This is a genomic window from Streptococcus parasanguinis (assembly GCF_040908565.1).
Taxonomy (GTDB): domain Bacteria; phylum Bacillota; class Bacilli; order Lactobacillales; family Streptococcaceae; genus Streptococcus; species Streptococcus parasanguinis_AC.
This window is the reverse complement of record NZ_JBDGEA010000014.1, coordinates 20,264-33,398: the sequence shown is the minus strand read 5'-3', so window position 1 is coordinate 33,398 and position 13,135 is coordinate 20,264. Positions and strand designations below refer to the sequence as shown.

The window sequence follows — 13,135 nt, the reverse complement described above, 5'->3', positions numbered from 1 at the left end:
TGGAAGGAAGAGATATGGATAACCGACCGATTGGTTTTTTAGATTCTGGAGTAGGGGGCTTGACTGTTGTCCGCGAATTGCTCCGTCAGCTTCCTCACGAAGATGTCGTCTATATTGGAGATTCAGCGCGTGCACCTTATGGTCCTAGACCAGCAGACCAAATTCGCGAGTATACTTGGCAGATGGTGAACTTCCTTCTGACCAAAAATGTCAAGATGATTGTTTTAGCTTGTAATACAGCGACTGCAGTGGTTTGGGAAGAAGTCAAGGAAAAACTTGATATTCCTGTTTTAGGAGTGATCTTGCCCGGAGCTTCTGCAGCCATTAAATCAACGACCCATCAAAAAATTGGGGTCATTGGGACACCGATGACAGTTTCTTCTGGAATTTATAAAGAGAAGATTCAAAGTCTGGCACCAGATATGAAAGTCACCAGTTTAGCTTGTCCCAAGTTTGTTCCTTTAGTAGAATCAAACGAGTTGGCATCCAGTGTGACCAAAAAGGTGGTTTACGAAACCCTAAAACCACTAGTTGGAAAGGTTGATACCTTAGTCTTGGGATGCACCCATTATCCCCTTTTAAAACCGATCATTCAAAATGTGATGGGACCGGATGTCAAATTGATTGATAGTGGGGCAGAGTGTGTTCGGGATATTTCCGTTTTATTAAACTATTTTGAGCTCAATAAGAGTCGCGAACTCTTAGAGCAGACCCACCGCTTTTATACCACTGCAAATGCCAATAGCTTTGCAGCGATTGCCGAAAAATGGCTAGAACGTTCAGTGAATGTGGAGCACATAAATTTATGAGTGACAAACTATTTGAATACAAAGATTCCCAAGATTGGTATATTGCCCAATGGGGAGAAGATGCAGACTACAACCAATTTAGTCAAGTGCCTGCGGAAGCTTCCACTCTGTTAGACCAGCTGGAACTTCTCTTTGCCAAGGATCCTGAAGGATTTCCTCTCAATCTATCGGTGATGCGCTATGGATCAGCCTTTCGTTTCCTAACCTTTTTGACGAAAATCTTGAATGAAGTCAAGGGAAGATCTTTTGAAATTGTCCAGCGTCAAGGTGCCTTGCTCTTGGTTGAAAAAGGGAAATTGCTCTATTTGCATTTGCCAAGTGATGGGGTGGATTTGGAAGCTTTTTTAGGGCAAGACAAGGTCAAAGATACGATTCTTATTGCGACTCGAAATGAGGGAAAAACCAAAGAATTCCGTAATATGTTTGAAAAGCTAGGCTTTGAAGTGGAAAACCTCAATCAGTATCCAGAGCTTCCAGAAGTCGAAGAAACAGGAATGACCTTTGAGGAGAATGCTCGGCTAAAAGCTGAAACCATCGCAGAGCTAACTGGGAAAACAGTCTTAGCGGATGATTCAGGTTTGAAGGTAGATGTCTTAGGAGGCTTACCAGGGGTTTGGTCAGCTCGCTTTGCGGGAGTTGGTGCGACAGATGCGGAAAACAATGCGAAATTGTTGCACGAATTGGCCATGGTCTTTGACTTGAAAGACCGTTCAGCCCAGTTCCATACGACCTTGGTGGTCGCAAGGCCAGGCAAGGAAAGCTTGGTGGTTGAAGCTGATTGGCCAGGGTATATTAATTTTGAACCTAAGGGTGAAAACGGGTTTGGCTATGATCCACTCTTCTTAGTTGGGGAAACGGGCCGTGCTGCCGCTGAATTAACACTTGAAGAAAAAAATACACAATCGCATCGTGCTTTAGCTGTTAAAAAGTTATTGGAGGTATTTCCATCATGGCAAAGCAAACAATCATCGTGATGAGTGACTCGCATGGAGACCGCTCCATTGTTGAAGCTATTAAAGAAAAATACCTAGGCCAGGTCGATGGGATCTTTCACAATGGGGATTCTGAGCTAAAAAGTGACGATCCTGTCTGGGAAGGGATTCACGTTGTTCAAGGGAACATGGATTTTTATGAGGGCTATCCAGAACGCTTGGTGACCCAACTAGGACCAACACGAATCATCCAGACCCATGGGCATCTCTTCCAGATCAATTTTAGTTTTCAAAAATTGGATCTGTGGGCCCAAGAGGAAGAAGCAGATATCTGTCTTTACGGCCACCTTCATATCCCAGATGCTTGGAAGGAAGGAAGAACCCTCTTTGTGAATCCTGGATCGATCAGTCAGCCACGCGGTCTGATTCGAGAGTGTCTCTATGCTAAAATTGAGATAGATGATTCTCATTACAAGGTAGAGTATTATACGAGAGACCATGTATTGTATCCTGAATTGACAAAGGAGTTTAGCAGATGATAGCAAAGGAATTTGAACGTTTCTTGCTGGCGCAGGAAGAGACGTTCTTAACTCCAGCCAAAAATTTAGCGGTCTTGATTGATAACCACAATGTAGACCATGCTGTCTTGTTGTTGAGCCAGATTAGCTATAGTCGTATTCCGGTAGTGACGGATGAACGCAAGTTTGTGGGGACGATCTCCCTAACGGATATTCTATCTTATCAATTGAAACACGAGATTCCTGAGGAGACTTTTGCTTCGATGGATATCGTAGACGTTACAAAGAAGGAGGTCGGGGTCATCGGCTTGGACTTCAATTTGACAGAAGTCCTGCACAAGTTGGTGGATGACTCCTTCCTTTCGGTGGTGGATGAAGAAGGCTATTTCCAAGGGATTATTACACGGAAATCGATTCTTAAAGCCATCAATTCGCTCCTGCATGGTTTTTCAAATGAATACGAGATGATTCCAAAATGAAAGAATTTATTGCAAGTTTTATTGATCAAAAAGAATTAAGTGAAAATTCTCAGTCTGCCTATTTCTATGATTTGGACCAATTTATTGAGTCGATCCATGGAAAAGTGACACCGACAAATTTGAGAATTTACCAAGCTTCGATTAAAGATTTTAAACCGGCGGTTCAAAAACGAAAATTATCCGCCGTCAACCAATTTTTATATTATTTGTATCAAGAACGCTTTATTTCTGAATACCATCGTTTGGTATTGCCTAAAATTCAACCGGCCAAGACCCATGATCGGGAATTGTTGGATCTGACCCATTTTTGGGATGAATCAACTAACCCACAGGGACGCTTGATGGCCTTGTTGATTCTGGAGATGGGCTTGTTGCCAAGTGAGATCCTCCAAGTCAAAGTCGAAGATATTCAGCTGGACTTTCATGTCATTCGAGTGGGCAAAGATGGCCAAAAACGGGTTTTAAAGGTTCCAGAGCCTTTACTGGATGAGTTGCAACTTTTCCTAGATGGTGTTTATCTCTTTGATAATAAAGGAAAATGCTACTCCCGTCAGTGGGGATTCCGACAATTAGAAGCCTTCTTGATCGAAAAAGGGAATCAAGACCTTTCGGCACAATCGATTCGTGAGCAATATATTTTGAAACAACGTGAACTCGGTGTGGATCTCTTTAGTATTGCGCGTGAATTGGGCCTAAAAACCATGGTGACATTAGAAAAATATAAATAATGGATATTAAAATTAAAGATTTTGAAGGGCCTTTGGACCTCTTGCTCCACTTGGTCTCTAAATACCAGATGGATATTTATGAGGTCCCCTTGATTGAGGTGATCGAACAGTATCTGGCTTATCTGGCGACCCTCCAGGCGATGAAACTAGAGGTAGCAGGAGAATACATGCTGATGGCTAGTCAACTAACCTTGATCAAGAGTCGAAGACTTCTTCCTAAGGTTGCAGAGGAGATGGATGAAGCAGAGGATCTCGAGCAGGACCTCCTTTCTCAATTGGAAGAGTACCGTACTTACAAGCAATTAGGAGAGTTGATGGCCTCACAGCACGAAGAGCGCGCCCTCTATTATTCAAAACCAAAGATGGAATTGATTTATGACGATACCGAATTACTTCATGATCGCACCACAGTGGATCTCTTCTTGGCTTTCTCAAAGCTATTGACCAAGAAAAAAGAAGAATTCCGTCAGAACCATACAACCATTGTAAAGGATGAATACAAGATTGAAGATCTGATGGACCAGCTGCGTCACCGATTCTACGATCGCTCACAAGTTCTCTTGCAGGACTTGTTTCTAGAAGCAGCGGATCTCCAAGAGGTCATTACCTTATTTCTTGCAACCCTTGAATTGATCAAGATCCAAGAGGTCACAGTGGTACAGGATAGGGCTTTTGGAGAAATTTACTTAAATAGGATTGAACATGAGCAAATTAGCTGAAATTGAAGCACTCTTATTTGTAGCGGGTGAAGAAGGAATTACTGCCAGACAAATCGCAGACCTTCTCTCTTTACCTCCGACAGGTGTGGTGCAAAGTTTAGAAAAATTAAGCCAAAAATACCAGGAGGACACAGATACGAGTCTGTGTTTGATGGAGACAGCTTCCCGTTATAAATTGGTGACAAAGGCAGACTACGCTTCGGTTTTACGAGACTATTCTAGAACGCCCATGAATCAAAGTTTGTCTCGGGCTGCCCTCGAAACCTTATCAATCATTGCTTATAAGCAACCGATCACCCGTGTGGAGGTCGATGATATTCGGGGTGTCAATTCCAGCGGTGCCATTACCAAACTACTGTCATTTGATCTGATCCGAGAGGATGGGAAAAAAGAAGTCCTCGGGCGTCCCAATTTGTATGTCACGACGGAGTATTTTTTGGATTATATGGGAATCAATCATTTGGAGGAATTACCAAAGGTTGAAGAAGTGGACATCGATTCAGAGGAAGGTCAATTATTTTCAGAGAGAACAGAGGAACTAGATGAGAATTAACAAATATATTGCCCATGCAGGCGTGGCTAGTCGTCGCAAGGCCGAAGAACTGATCAAGCAAGGCTTGGTGACAGTAAATGGCCAAGTTGTGCGTGAATTAGCGACCATTATTAAGACCGGTGATCAGGTTGAAGTAGAAGGTACTCCAATCTACAACGAAGAAAAGGTCTACTATCTTTTAAATAAGCCACGTGGCGTCATCTCTAGTGTATCGGATGATAAAGGGCGGACAACAGTCGTTGACCTTTTATCTCAAGTGCCAGAGCGCATCTATCCAGTAGGACGTTTGGACTGGGATACATCTGGTGTCTTGATTTTGACCAATGATGGTGATTTTACAGATGAGATGATTCACCCACGTAATGAGATTGATAAGGTCTATGTGGCGCGTGTCAAAGGGATTGCCAATAAGGAAAATTTGCGTCCCTTGACACGAGGGGTGACCATTGATGGCAAGAAAACCAAGCCAGCGACTTACGAGATCTTAAAAGTGGATGTTGAAAAGAACCGTTCAGTGGTTCAGTTGACCATTCATGAAGGGCGCAACCACCAGGTCAAAAAGATGTTTGAAGCTGTAGGACTTTTAGTGGACAAACTCTCCCGAACCCAGTTTGGAAACCTAGATGTCTCAGGACTTCGTCCGGGTGAATACCGTCGCTTGAACAAAAAAGAAATTAGCCAGTTGCACAATCTAGCAGTGACTAAATCTAAAAAATCATGAAAAAAATCCTGATTGCTATGGTCAGAGGCTATCAAAAATGGATCTCTCCCCTATTTCCGCCTTCTTGTCGCTTTCAACCGACCTGTTCCAATTATATGATCCAAGCGATTGAACGCTTTGGTGTGAAAGGTGTCTTGATGGGGGTTGCTAGAATCTTGCGATGCCATCCGGGTACCCAAGCGGGACCAGACCCCTTGCCAGACCATTTTAGTTTGAAGCGAAATGAAGAATCAAAGTAGGACGATCACAAATAAACAGAAATGAGAGTGGGACAGAAATCGGTAATTCGTTAGAATTCGATTTCGTTGTCCCACCTCCGCACAGTTGAGTAGGGCTGTAAATGCTGATGAAATCAGCGTTGTAGAGCCCACTCAACCACTGCGTCTTGCTCGACAATCCAAAAACAATTAAGAGGCTAGGACTTTTGTCCCAGCCTCATTTTTTTATAACACTCTCGTTTTATCAGCGTTTAGACCATGTTTTAGGAAGGAAGAGCAGAATCATTGGATAGATTTCAAGCCGTCCGGCAATCATGGCTAAGGAAAGTAACAGTTTTGAAATCGGACTAAAGATGGAGAAGGTTTGGCCCGTACCAATCATAGGTCCAATGTTGTTGAAACAACTAAAGACAGCACTGACAACCGTCATGAAGTTATTGTTGTCTAGACTCACTACAAAAAGTAAGCCGATCGTAATAAAACTATATATTGTAAAGTATTTAAGGATCCGGTGTTGGGTGTCCTTATCGAGTACGGTATCATTGACATGTAGGGTCAGCACCCGATTGGGAGACAAGGTTGAAAGCACCTGATTTTTAGCAATTCTCCATAAGGTCAAGAAGCGAATGACTTTTAGCCCACCAGCAGTCGAGCCAGCAGAACCACCGACCACCATCAGCATCAAGAGGATAAATTGTGAGAAAAGAGGCCATTTTTCCGTTGTCCCATAACCAAAACCGGTTGTGGTGATGATATTGGAAACTTGGAAGAAGGAAATCTCAAAGCTCTTCGCAACATTAGCATAAAGGTGAAGGCAATTGTAGGCAATCAATACGCTAGATAGGATTACAATAGTGATGTAGGTCCGCAATTCCTCATCTTTAAAGAAGGCCTTGAATTTTCGGATCATAAGGAAGTAGTAGAGGTTAAAGTTAACCCCAAAGACCAAGACCCCGATACTGACCAAATAGGTAATTAGACTACTGTTGTAGTGAGCGATCCCATCATTAAAGACGGTAAAGCCCCCAGTACCAGCTGTCCCCATGGCGATGACAAAACTATCATAAAGGGGCATGCCGGCAAGGAAATAAAGAACCACAAAGAGGAAGAACAAACCCAAGTACAAGAAATACAGGATTTGAGCCGTGCTTTTTAATTTGGAAACCACTTTTCCAAAAACTGGACCAGGAACTTCTGCCTTCATGACTTCCAGGTGGCTGTTCTTGTTGTTGTCCATAATAGCCAGAGCAAAAACCAATACTCCCATCCCTCCGATTAAGTGGGTAAAACTGCGCCAAAAGAGAAGGGAGTGACTAAGGACACTGACATCATCTAAAATCGTTGCCCCTGTTGTTGTAAAGCCCGAGCTAATTTCAAAGAAGGCATCGATGATGTTTGGGATTTGTCCGGAAAAAACAAAGGGAAGGGCACCAAAGAAGGACCATAAGATCCAACAGAGGGCCACAATTAGGACTCCTTCCTTGGCATAGATATGAAAGTCTTTGGGTTTTTGAAAACTCCCAAGAAGTCCAAGTCCAAGTAAGATGGCCATGGTTGCTCCAATAGAGATAAAGACCTTGGCAGGTTCCCGATAGATTGCAGCGACCACTAGGGGAACGATTAGGAGACCTGCCTCGATTAAGAGGAGTTTGGATAAGAGGTAACGAATCATGCTTCTATTCATCAGGCTTACCTCTCAAGTAGATCGTAGATTTTAGTGACATTTTGAATCAAGGTGGTCACGATAATTCGGTCTCCCACCATTAAATGATCATCTCCATTCGGGAAAATAGCCTTGCCGTTTCGAATAATCGCAGCGATTAGAACCCCTTTTTTCAATTTCAATTCGGATAGTGGCCCTTGGGTTAGTTTATTATCTTCCTTGATTTGGAATTGTAAGGTTTCGATCCGGCCATTTGCAACATGGTGTAGAGCCTCTAAGTTTGAGAACTGTGCATTGTAGCGTCCACGAATAAAGTGCATGATGGTATCCACAGCAATGCGTTTTGGAGTGACGATACTGGTCATATCCTGATCCCCAATAATCTCTAACAGGCTGGTTCGGTTAACCTTGGTGATGTTCTTTTTGACGCCAATAGAATCCAGGAACATGGAGGTGATGATGTTTTCCTCATCAACTCCTGTCAAAGTGGCCACAGCATCGTAGTTGTTGGCACTTTCTTCTAAGAGGATATCCTTAGCAGTTCCGTCTCCATGAACCACATAGAGGTCAGGGAATTCTTGGCTAAAGAATTCAGCTCGTTTGCGATTGACCTCGATGACCTTGAGATCGATCTTGCGACGGACATCTTGGAGAATATTGAGCAAATAGTAGGCAATTTTTCCGGCACCAATCATCATCATGCTCTTAATGACTTGAGGTCGGACATTGTTGTGGAAGAGAACGATATCGATCCGATTTCCTGTCACGAAAATCTTGTCTTGGGGCTGCAAAACAAAGTCTCCGTTTGGAATCGTGAGCTCATTTCCCCGTTCGATAGCACACACAATGACGTTTCCATATTTCTTGCGGAATTGGGAGAGGCTCATATTGCAGAGATTACTATCTGGTCGGATCTTAAATTCCATCAAGGCTACACGACCATTTGCAAAATGCTCCACAGAAAGGGCATTTGGGAAGTCAATGATATTAGCAATATAACGAGCTGTCAGCAATTCAGGATTGACAACTAGGGAGAAGCCCAAGATATTTTTTTCCTTGAAGTAGGAATTGGAATATTCCGGATTCCGCACCCGAACGATGGTTTCTTTGGCTCCCATTTTTTTAGCTAAAACAGCAGAAACCATGTTCACTTCGTCGTACTCGGTCATGGAAACGAAGATATCGCAGTCTTCAACATCTGCTTGCTCCAAGATCTTGAAGTTTGCGCCATTTCCTAAAATCCCAATGATATCAAACCGTTTGGTAATATGGTTGAGAACGGATTCGTCTTTTTCGATCAAAATAACATCGTGGTTTTCAGCAACGAGAGAACGACAAAGGGCCGTTCCGACCTTTCCTCCACCAACAACAATAATTTTCATAGATTACCTCCAGAGTATGCTTCTATCATACTCTATTTTCAAGAAAAATTCATCTATTTTAAGGACTTTCTGGAGGAATTATACCAAGCTAAGAACAAGTGGGAAAAATTGTCAAAATAGAAGAATGAGGAGGGAACGAAAACTTTGATAAAGTTTCTTAAAAAAATCTAAAAAAACTATTGACAGGAGCTTCAAAAGTGATATACTTAAAAAGTACCTTCGTTGATTTACCTCAAACCTGTTGTGAGTTAAGTTAATGAAGCTGTAACCACGCTGTTTGCTGAGCTTGACTCCGGGCAGTGTGGCTATTTTTTTATCAGAAAGAGATCGAGTATGAATATTGAAGAACTGGACTACCAAGAGTCAGCAGCTCAAAACCACATCGTCTTGTTCCAACCTCAGATTCCACAAAATACGGGCAATATTGCACGGACCTGTGCGGCAACCAATTCCCCCTTACATATTATTCGTCCCATGGCTTTTCCGATCGATGATCGCAAGATGAAGCGGGCTGGACTCGATTACTGGGACAAGCTGGATGTCCGTTTCTATGATAGCTTAGAAGAGTTTATGGAAGCAGCGCGTGACGGTCAGGTGCACTTAGTGTCTAAGTTTGCAAATCAGACTTATTCGGACGTTTCTTATCAGGATGGGAAATCCCATTATTTCTTGTTTGGACGCGAGGACAAAGGATTGCCGGAAGATTTTATGCGTCAGCACGAGGATAAGGCCATTCGCATTCCGATGAATGACGAGCATGTTCGTAGTTTAAATGTCTCCAATACCGTCTGCATGATTGTTTATGAGGCGCTTCGCCAGCAGGGCTTTAAGGGGCTGGAGTTGAGCCATCGTTATGAGCACGACAAGCTCAAATAAGAACGAAAAATTAAAAACCGAACCATGTAATCCATGAAGTTACAAAAACTTGCCTAGGCAGGTTTTTTTTGTTATCATAAAAATGTCTTCAGGGCAGGGTGAGATTCCCGACCGGCGGTGACTTTTACTAGGAAATGTTTTTTTCCTTTTATACTTTGTTGCCAAGCTTTGCTTAACGAGAAGTTATGACTACAGCTTGTCGTATCGTTTAAAAGAAAAATCTCCATTTCCATACTCTAAAAGAAGTCCGCGAGCGCAAGCTGATGTGGTGTGACTCCACAACCGACAGTATAGTCTGGATGGGAGAAGACGAGAGACGAATAGACTGACAGCTATTCTGATCTGTTTAGAGCTGATGCATAGGAATAAAACGTTAGGTGCTATGATTGACTAGCGGTGTTTTTCAATGGGGACCAGCTAAAGTGACTAGAATGTTTTCTAGTTTAAGCTTTGTTTAAATAGTTTAGAGTAGAATGATGGGGTAGACGTCTTTCCAGCTTCTCTAATTTTTAAAAAATTGGAGGAACCTGTTATGACAAATACACGTAAACTGACCCTAGTGGCTGTTTTATCCGCATTATCTTTTATTTTGATGTTCTATCAATTTTCTTTCTTGATAGATTTCTTCAAAATTGATTTGAGTATCATTGCCATCTTGTTGGCCTTGGTCTTGTTGGATTTTAAAAGTGCTGTTTGGGTGACCTTGATCCGATCTGTTCTTAAATTAGCTCTTAATAATAAGGGGCTTGAGACCTTGATCGGACTACCAATCAATATCATTGGAATTCTTGTTTTTGTCCTTGCTTTTGCATGGATTTGGAACAAGGAACGGACCCATGGCCGATTTGTCCTGGCAACGATTGTCGGAACGATCAGCTTGAGTATCACGATGGTATTGGTGAACTATGTCTATGCAATCCCTTTGTATGCTCGCTTTATGAACTATGATATTTCGAAAACACTAGGGCTTGTCCACTATTTAGCCGCAATGGTTGCACCGTTTAACCTGATCGAAGGAGTGATTTGGGCCATCGCATTTGGATTGATCTACACTCTTTTGCAACCGATTTTGAAAAAATATGAAAAATAAACAACAACATTGGGCGAAGGCAAGCTTCGCCCTTCTCATTTTTGTCATTCTCGGGTATGTGATTCGTTTCTACCCGCAACAATTAACGGGCTTTGATAGCGCGCTTCAATCTACTATTCGAGGCGATCTGCCTGCAACACTGACGGCCTTCTTTACTAAGGTGACCCATGTCATGGATACCAAGATCATTGTCATCTGGGTGGGCCTTCTGCTGGCGGTCTTTGCCTATAAGAAATGGTACAGTGAAGCTCTTTTTCTTGGGAGCAATCTGGTATTGACTGGTCTTTTGGTTCTTCTTCTAAAGAATATCTATCAGAGACCGAGACCAAGTATTCTTCATCTTGTAGAGGAAAAGGGCTTTTCTTTCCCGAGTGGTCATTCACTGGCGTCTACCCTTGTTTTGGGAAGTTTGATCCTCATGATCGGCCAACATGTAAAAAATAAAACAGCCCTCTATTGCCTTCAAGGCTTTCTGGTTCTGGGAATTGTGACCATTGTGGTTTCCCGCATTTATGTTGGGGTCCACTACCCATCAGACGTTCTCGGCAGTATGATTTTGGGTCTTGCTGTCTTGCAATTTGAGTACCCCTTGTACGATCGCTTGCGGTTTCAATGGCGCTTTACAGGGAAGCAAAAATAACTAACAACTAGGAGTTGGACTCGTGTTTTGAGTTCGACTCTTTTTTTGCTATAATGAAGGGTATGAAATCCTACAATACCTTGAATGATTATTATCGAACCTTATTTGGAGAAAAGACCTTTAAAGTCCCTATTGATGCAGGCTTTGATTGTCCCAATAGAGACGGAACAGTCGCCCACGGTGGCTGTACTTTTTGTACGGTCTCGGGTTCAGGAGATGCCATTGTGGCCCCAGAAGCTCCGATTCGAGAACAATTTTACAAAGAGATTGACTTTATGCATCGGAAATGGCCGGATGTGAAGAAGTATCTGGTCTATTTTCAAAATTTCACCAATACCCACGATAAGGTGGACGTCATTCGAGAGCGTTATGAGCAGGCCATCAATGAACCAGGAGTAGTAGGAATCAACATCGGTACGCGTCCGGATTGTTTACCAGATGATACCTTGGCCTATCTAGCAGAGCTGACCGAGCGCATGCATGTGACGATTGAGTTGGGGCTTCAGACGACTTATGAAGCGACGTCTCAATTAATCAATCGGGCCCATAGTTATGACCTCTATGTTGAAACAGTCAAGCGTATTCGCCAACAGGTGCCCAAGGCTGAGATCGTGTCCCATTTGATCAATGGCCTTCCGGGGGAGACGCATGAGATGATGGTGGAAAATGTTCGCCGTTGTGTGACCGATAATGAAATTGATGGCATCAAGTTGCACCTCTTGCATTTGATGACTAATACACGCATGCAACGGGACTATCATGAAGGACGCCTTCAACTCATGAGCCAGGAGGAGTATGTCAAGGTCATCTGTGACCAGTTGGAGATTATCCCCAAACATATCGTCATCCATCGAATTACAGGGGACGCACCACGGGATATGTTGATTGGCCCTATGTGGAGCCTCAACAAATGGGAAGTCCTAAACGCTATTGAAATTGAAATGCGTCGTCGTGGAAGTACCCAAGGATGTAAGCTAGAAGAAAAGGAGAGTGCTGATGTTACGACCGCTTGAAATGGCCCATCAATTTTTAGCAGAAGTCATCACCAAAGAAGATGTGGTAGTGGATGCCACCATGGGAAATGGACATGATACGGCCTTTTTAGCCAAACTAGCAGGCCAGGTCTATGCCTTTGATATTCAAGAACAGGCCCTTGTAAATACCCAAGAAAGATTGGAAAAGTTGGGACTTCAGCATGTCCGGTTGATTTTGGATGGTCACCAGCATGTGGACCAATATGTAGAGACCCTCAAAGCAGCTATTTTCAATCTGGGTTATCTGCCATCTGCAGATAAGTCGGTGATTACTCTTCCAGTTACCACGATTGAAGCGATGGAAAAAATCTGTGCTCGCCTAGAAAAAGGTGGGCGAATGGCTTTGATGATCTATTATGGTCATGAGGGAGGAGATATCGAGCGTGATGCAGTGCTAGATTTTGTCAGTCAGCTCCCTCAAAAAGATTACACAGCGACCATCTACCGGACACTGAATCAAGTGAACCAACCACCGTTTTTGGTCATGATTGAAAAATTAGAAAGCTATCGTCATGGATAAAGAATATTTAAAAAATAAAATTGAAGGATTGAGACACCATTTTGTTGAATCAACCATTCACGAGCGTGCAATCGGTTTTTATGATGAAGCCCATATGACCAAAAAGATGCTCAAAATAAAAAAGAAATTGGTTGCGCTTGAGATGGAACGGTGCCAAAAGAAGATTGAGCACAAGGATGTAACCAAGACAGACCAAAAGATTGCGGAGTTAAAACAGCAATTTGAGACTTGCTGCCAAGAACGCTAGGGAGGG

At 42.9% G+C, this 13,135-nt stretch carries 17 protein-coding genes and 1 riboswitch; of the genes, 15 read left to right on the top strand and 2 right to left on the bottom strand.

What is annotated here, in order from left to right:
- Positions 1 to 14: 14 nt before the first annotated feature.
- From racE to yidD, 9 genes are read left to right on the top strand one after another with little or no spacing between them, the layout of a single operon-like run.
- On the top strand, positions 15 to 809 hold the full coding sequence (racE, locus tag AB5Y61_RS07650; protein WP_320909798.1) for a glutamate racemase: 795 nt from the start codon (positions 15 to 17) through the stop codon (positions 807 to 809).
- The gene (locus tag AB5Y61_RS07645) at positions 806 to 1,783 is read left to right on the top strand and encodes a nucleoside-triphosphate diphosphatase (protein WP_368403734.1); all 978 of its coding nucleotides are present in this window, start codon (positions 806 to 808) and stop codon (positions 1,781 to 1,783) included. The genes racE and AB5Y61_RS07645 overlap by 4 nt, the downstream gene beginning before the upstream one ends.
- Positions 1,759 to 2,280 (top strand): metallophosphoesterase, encoded by a 522-nt coding sequence (locus AB5Y61_RS07640; protein ID WP_195487480.1) that lies wholly within the window; start codon positions 1,759 to 1,761, stop codon positions 2,278 to 2,280. Before AB5Y61_RS07645 ends, AB5Y61_RS07640 begins: the two co-directional genes overlap by 25 nt.
- Positions 2,277 to 2,738, top strand: a complete 462-nt coding sequence (gene cbpB / locus AB5Y61_RS07635; protein ID WP_368403733.1) for a cyclic-di-AMP-binding protein CbpB — start codon at positions 2,277 to 2,279, stop codon at positions 2,736 to 2,738. The genes AB5Y61_RS07640 and cbpB overlap by 4 nt, the downstream gene beginning before the upstream one ends.
- The gene (xerD, locus tag AB5Y61_RS07630; RefSeq protein ID WP_368403732.1) at positions 2,735 to 3,466 is read left to right on the top strand and encodes a site-specific tyrosine recombinase XerD; all 732 of its coding nucleotides are present in this window, start codon (positions 2,735 to 2,737) and stop codon (positions 3,464 to 3,466) included. Before cbpB ends, xerD begins: the two co-directional genes overlap by 4 nt.
- Positions 3,466 to 4,185, top strand: coding sequence for a segregation/condensation protein A (locus tag AB5Y61_RS07625; RefSeq protein ID WP_368403731.1), 720 nt, complete (start codon positions 3,466 to 3,468; stop codon positions 4,183 to 4,185). Before xerD ends, AB5Y61_RS07625 begins: the two co-directional genes overlap by 1 nt.
- Positions 4,169 to 4,738, top strand: a complete 570-nt coding sequence (gene scpB / locus AB5Y61_RS07620) for an SMC-Scp complex subunit ScpB (protein ID WP_368403730.1) — start codon at positions 4,169 to 4,171, stop codon at positions 4,736 to 4,738. The genes AB5Y61_RS07625 and scpB overlap by 17 nt, the downstream gene beginning before the upstream one ends.
- A complete protein-coding gene (locus AB5Y61_RS07615) occupies positions 4,728 to 5,459 on the top strand; it encodes a pseudouridine synthase (RefSeq protein WP_013904014.1) in 732 nt (243 codons plus the stop codon). Before scpB ends, AB5Y61_RS07615 begins: the two co-directional genes overlap by 11 nt.
- A complete protein-coding gene (gene yidD / locus AB5Y61_RS07610; RefSeq protein ID WP_324738312.1) occupies positions 5,456 to 5,698 on the top strand; it encodes a membrane protein insertion efficiency factor YidD in 243 nt (80 codons plus the stop codon). The genes AB5Y61_RS07615 and yidD overlap by 4 nt, the downstream gene beginning before the upstream one ends.
- A 223-nt stretch (positions 5,699 to 5,921) precedes the next feature.
- On the opposite strand, the gene AB5Y61_RS07605 is transcribed toward yidD, so the two are convergent.
- Together AB5Y61_RS07605 and trkA are read right to left on the bottom strand one after the other, a co-directional pair.
- On the bottom strand, positions 5,922 to 7,361 hold the full coding sequence (locus tag AB5Y61_RS07605) for a TrkH family potassium uptake protein (protein WP_324738313.1): 1,440 nt from the start codon (positions 7,359 to 7,361) through the stop codon (positions 5,922 to 5,924).
- A 5-nt stretch (positions 7,362 to 7,366) separates the two neighbouring features.
- A complete protein-coding gene (gene trkA / locus AB5Y61_RS07600) occupies positions 7,367 to 8,722 on the bottom strand; it encodes a Trk system potassium transporter TrkA (RefSeq protein WP_368403729.1) in 1,356 nt (451 codons plus the stop codon).
- Positions 8,723 to 9,055: 333 nt separating this feature from the next.
- On the opposite strand from trkA, the gene trmL reads away from it, so the two are divergent.
- The 6 genes from trmL (at position 9,056) to AB5Y61_RS07570 (ending at position 13,129) form a co-directional block, all read left to right on the top strand.
- Complete coding sequence (gene trmL, locus AB5Y61_RS07595; protein ID WP_368403728.1) at positions 9,056 to 9,598, top strand: tRNA (uridine(34)/cytosine(34)/5-carboxymethylaminomethyluridine(34)-2'-O)-methyltransferase TrmL; 543 nt, start codon at positions 9,056 to 9,058, stop codon at positions 9,596 to 9,598.
- Positions 9,599 to 9,678: 80 nt separating this feature from the next.
- Positions 9,679 to 9,913, top strand: a riboswitch (FMN riboswitch).
- Positions 9,914 to 10,115: 202 nt separating this feature from the next.
- Positions 10,116 to 10,688 carry an ECF transporter S component gene (locus tag AB5Y61_RS07590; RefSeq protein ID WP_414326809.1) on the top strand — a complete coding sequence of 191 codons (573 nt, stop codon included), beginning with the start codon at positions 10,116 to 10,118 and terminating at the stop codon, positions 10,686 to 10,688.
- Positions 10,678 to 11,328, top strand: coding sequence for a phosphatase PAP2 family protein (locus AB5Y61_RS07585; RefSeq protein WP_368403726.1), 651 nt, complete (start codon positions 10,678 to 10,680; stop codon positions 11,326 to 11,328). The genes AB5Y61_RS07590 and AB5Y61_RS07585 overlap by 11 nt, the downstream gene beginning before the upstream one ends.
- Positions 11,329 to 11,381: 53 nt before the next feature.
- Complete coding sequence (locus AB5Y61_RS07580) at positions 11,382 to 12,341, top strand: TIGR01212 family radical SAM protein (protein ID WP_152902918.1); 960 nt, start codon at positions 11,382 to 11,384, stop codon at positions 12,339 to 12,341.
- Positions 12,325 to 12,882, top strand: a complete 558-nt coding sequence (locus tag AB5Y61_RS07575) for a class I SAM-dependent methyltransferase (protein ID WP_368403725.1) — start codon at positions 12,325 to 12,327, stop codon at positions 12,880 to 12,882. The genes AB5Y61_RS07580 and AB5Y61_RS07575 overlap by 17 nt, the downstream gene beginning before the upstream one ends.
- Entirely contained in the window at positions 12,875 to 13,129 is a 255-nt protein-coding gene (locus AB5Y61_RS07570) for a hypothetical protein (protein ID WP_003005673.1), read from the top strand. Before AB5Y61_RS07575 ends, AB5Y61_RS07570 begins: the two co-directional genes overlap by 8 nt.
- Positions 13,130 to 13,135: the final 6 nt, after the last annotated feature.

Excerpts from the sequence above, each read along its gene's own strand:
- AB5Y61_RS07570 (WP_003005673.1), top strand. The coding sequence starts at position 12,875 with ATGGATAAAGAATATTTAAAAAATAAAATTGAAGGATTGAGACACCAT.
- racE (WP_320909798.1), top strand. The coding sequence starts at position 15 with ATGGATAACCGACCGATTGGTTTTTTAGATTCTGGAGTAGGGGGCTTG.
- AB5Y61_RS07605 (WP_324738313.1), bottom strand. The coding sequence starts at position 7,361 with ATGAATAGAAGCATGATTCGTTACCTCTTATCCAAACTCCTCTTAATC.
- AB5Y61_RS07640 (WP_195487480.1), top strand. The coding sequence starts at position 1,759 with ATGGCAAAGCAAACAATCATCGTGATGAGTGACTCGCATGGAGACCGC.
- xerD (WP_368403732.1), top strand. The coding sequence starts at position 2,735 with ATGAAAGAATTTATTGCAAGTTTTATTGATCAAAAAGAATTAAGTGAA.
- AB5Y61_RS07625 (WP_368403731.1), top strand. The coding sequence starts at position 3,466 with ATGGATATTAAAATTAAAGATTTTGAAGGGCCTTTGGACCTCTTGCTC.
- yidD (WP_324738312.1), top strand. The coding sequence starts at position 5,456 with ATGAAAAAAATCCTGATTGCTATGGTCAGAGGCTATCAAAAATGGATC.
- AB5Y61_RS07575 (WP_368403725.1), top strand. The coding sequence starts at position 12,325 with ATGTTACGACCGCTTGAAATGGCCCATCAATTTTTAGCAGAAGTCATC.
- cbpB (WP_368403733.1), top strand. The coding sequence starts at position 2,277 with ATGATAGCAAAGGAATTTGAACGTTTCTTGCTGGCGCAGGAAGAGACG.
- AB5Y61_RS07580 (WP_152902918.1), top strand. The coding sequence starts at position 11,382 with ATGAAGGGTATGAAATCCTACAATACCTTGAATGATTATTATCGAACC.
- AB5Y61_RS07585 (WP_368403726.1), top strand. The coding sequence starts at position 10,678 with ATGAAAAATAAACAACAACATTGGGCGAAGGCAAGCTTCGCCCTTCTC.
- scpB (WP_368403730.1), top strand. The coding sequence starts at position 4,169 with ATGAGCAAATTAGCTGAAATTGAAGCACTCTTATTTGTAGCGGGTGAA.
- trmL (WP_368403728.1), top strand. The coding sequence starts at position 9,056 with ATGAATATTGAAGAACTGGACTACCAAGAGTCAGCAGCTCAAAACCAC.
- AB5Y61_RS07645 (WP_368403734.1), top strand. The coding sequence starts at position 806 with ATGAGTGACAAACTATTTGAATACAAAGATTCCCAAGATTGGTATATT.
- AB5Y61_RS07615 (WP_013904014.1), top strand. The coding sequence starts at position 4,728 with ATGAGAATTAACAAATATATTGCCCATGCAGGCGTGGCTAGTCGTCGC.
- trkA (WP_368403729.1), bottom strand. The coding sequence starts at position 8,722 with ATGAAAATTATTGTTGTTGGTGGAGGAAAGGTCGGAACGGCCCTTTGT.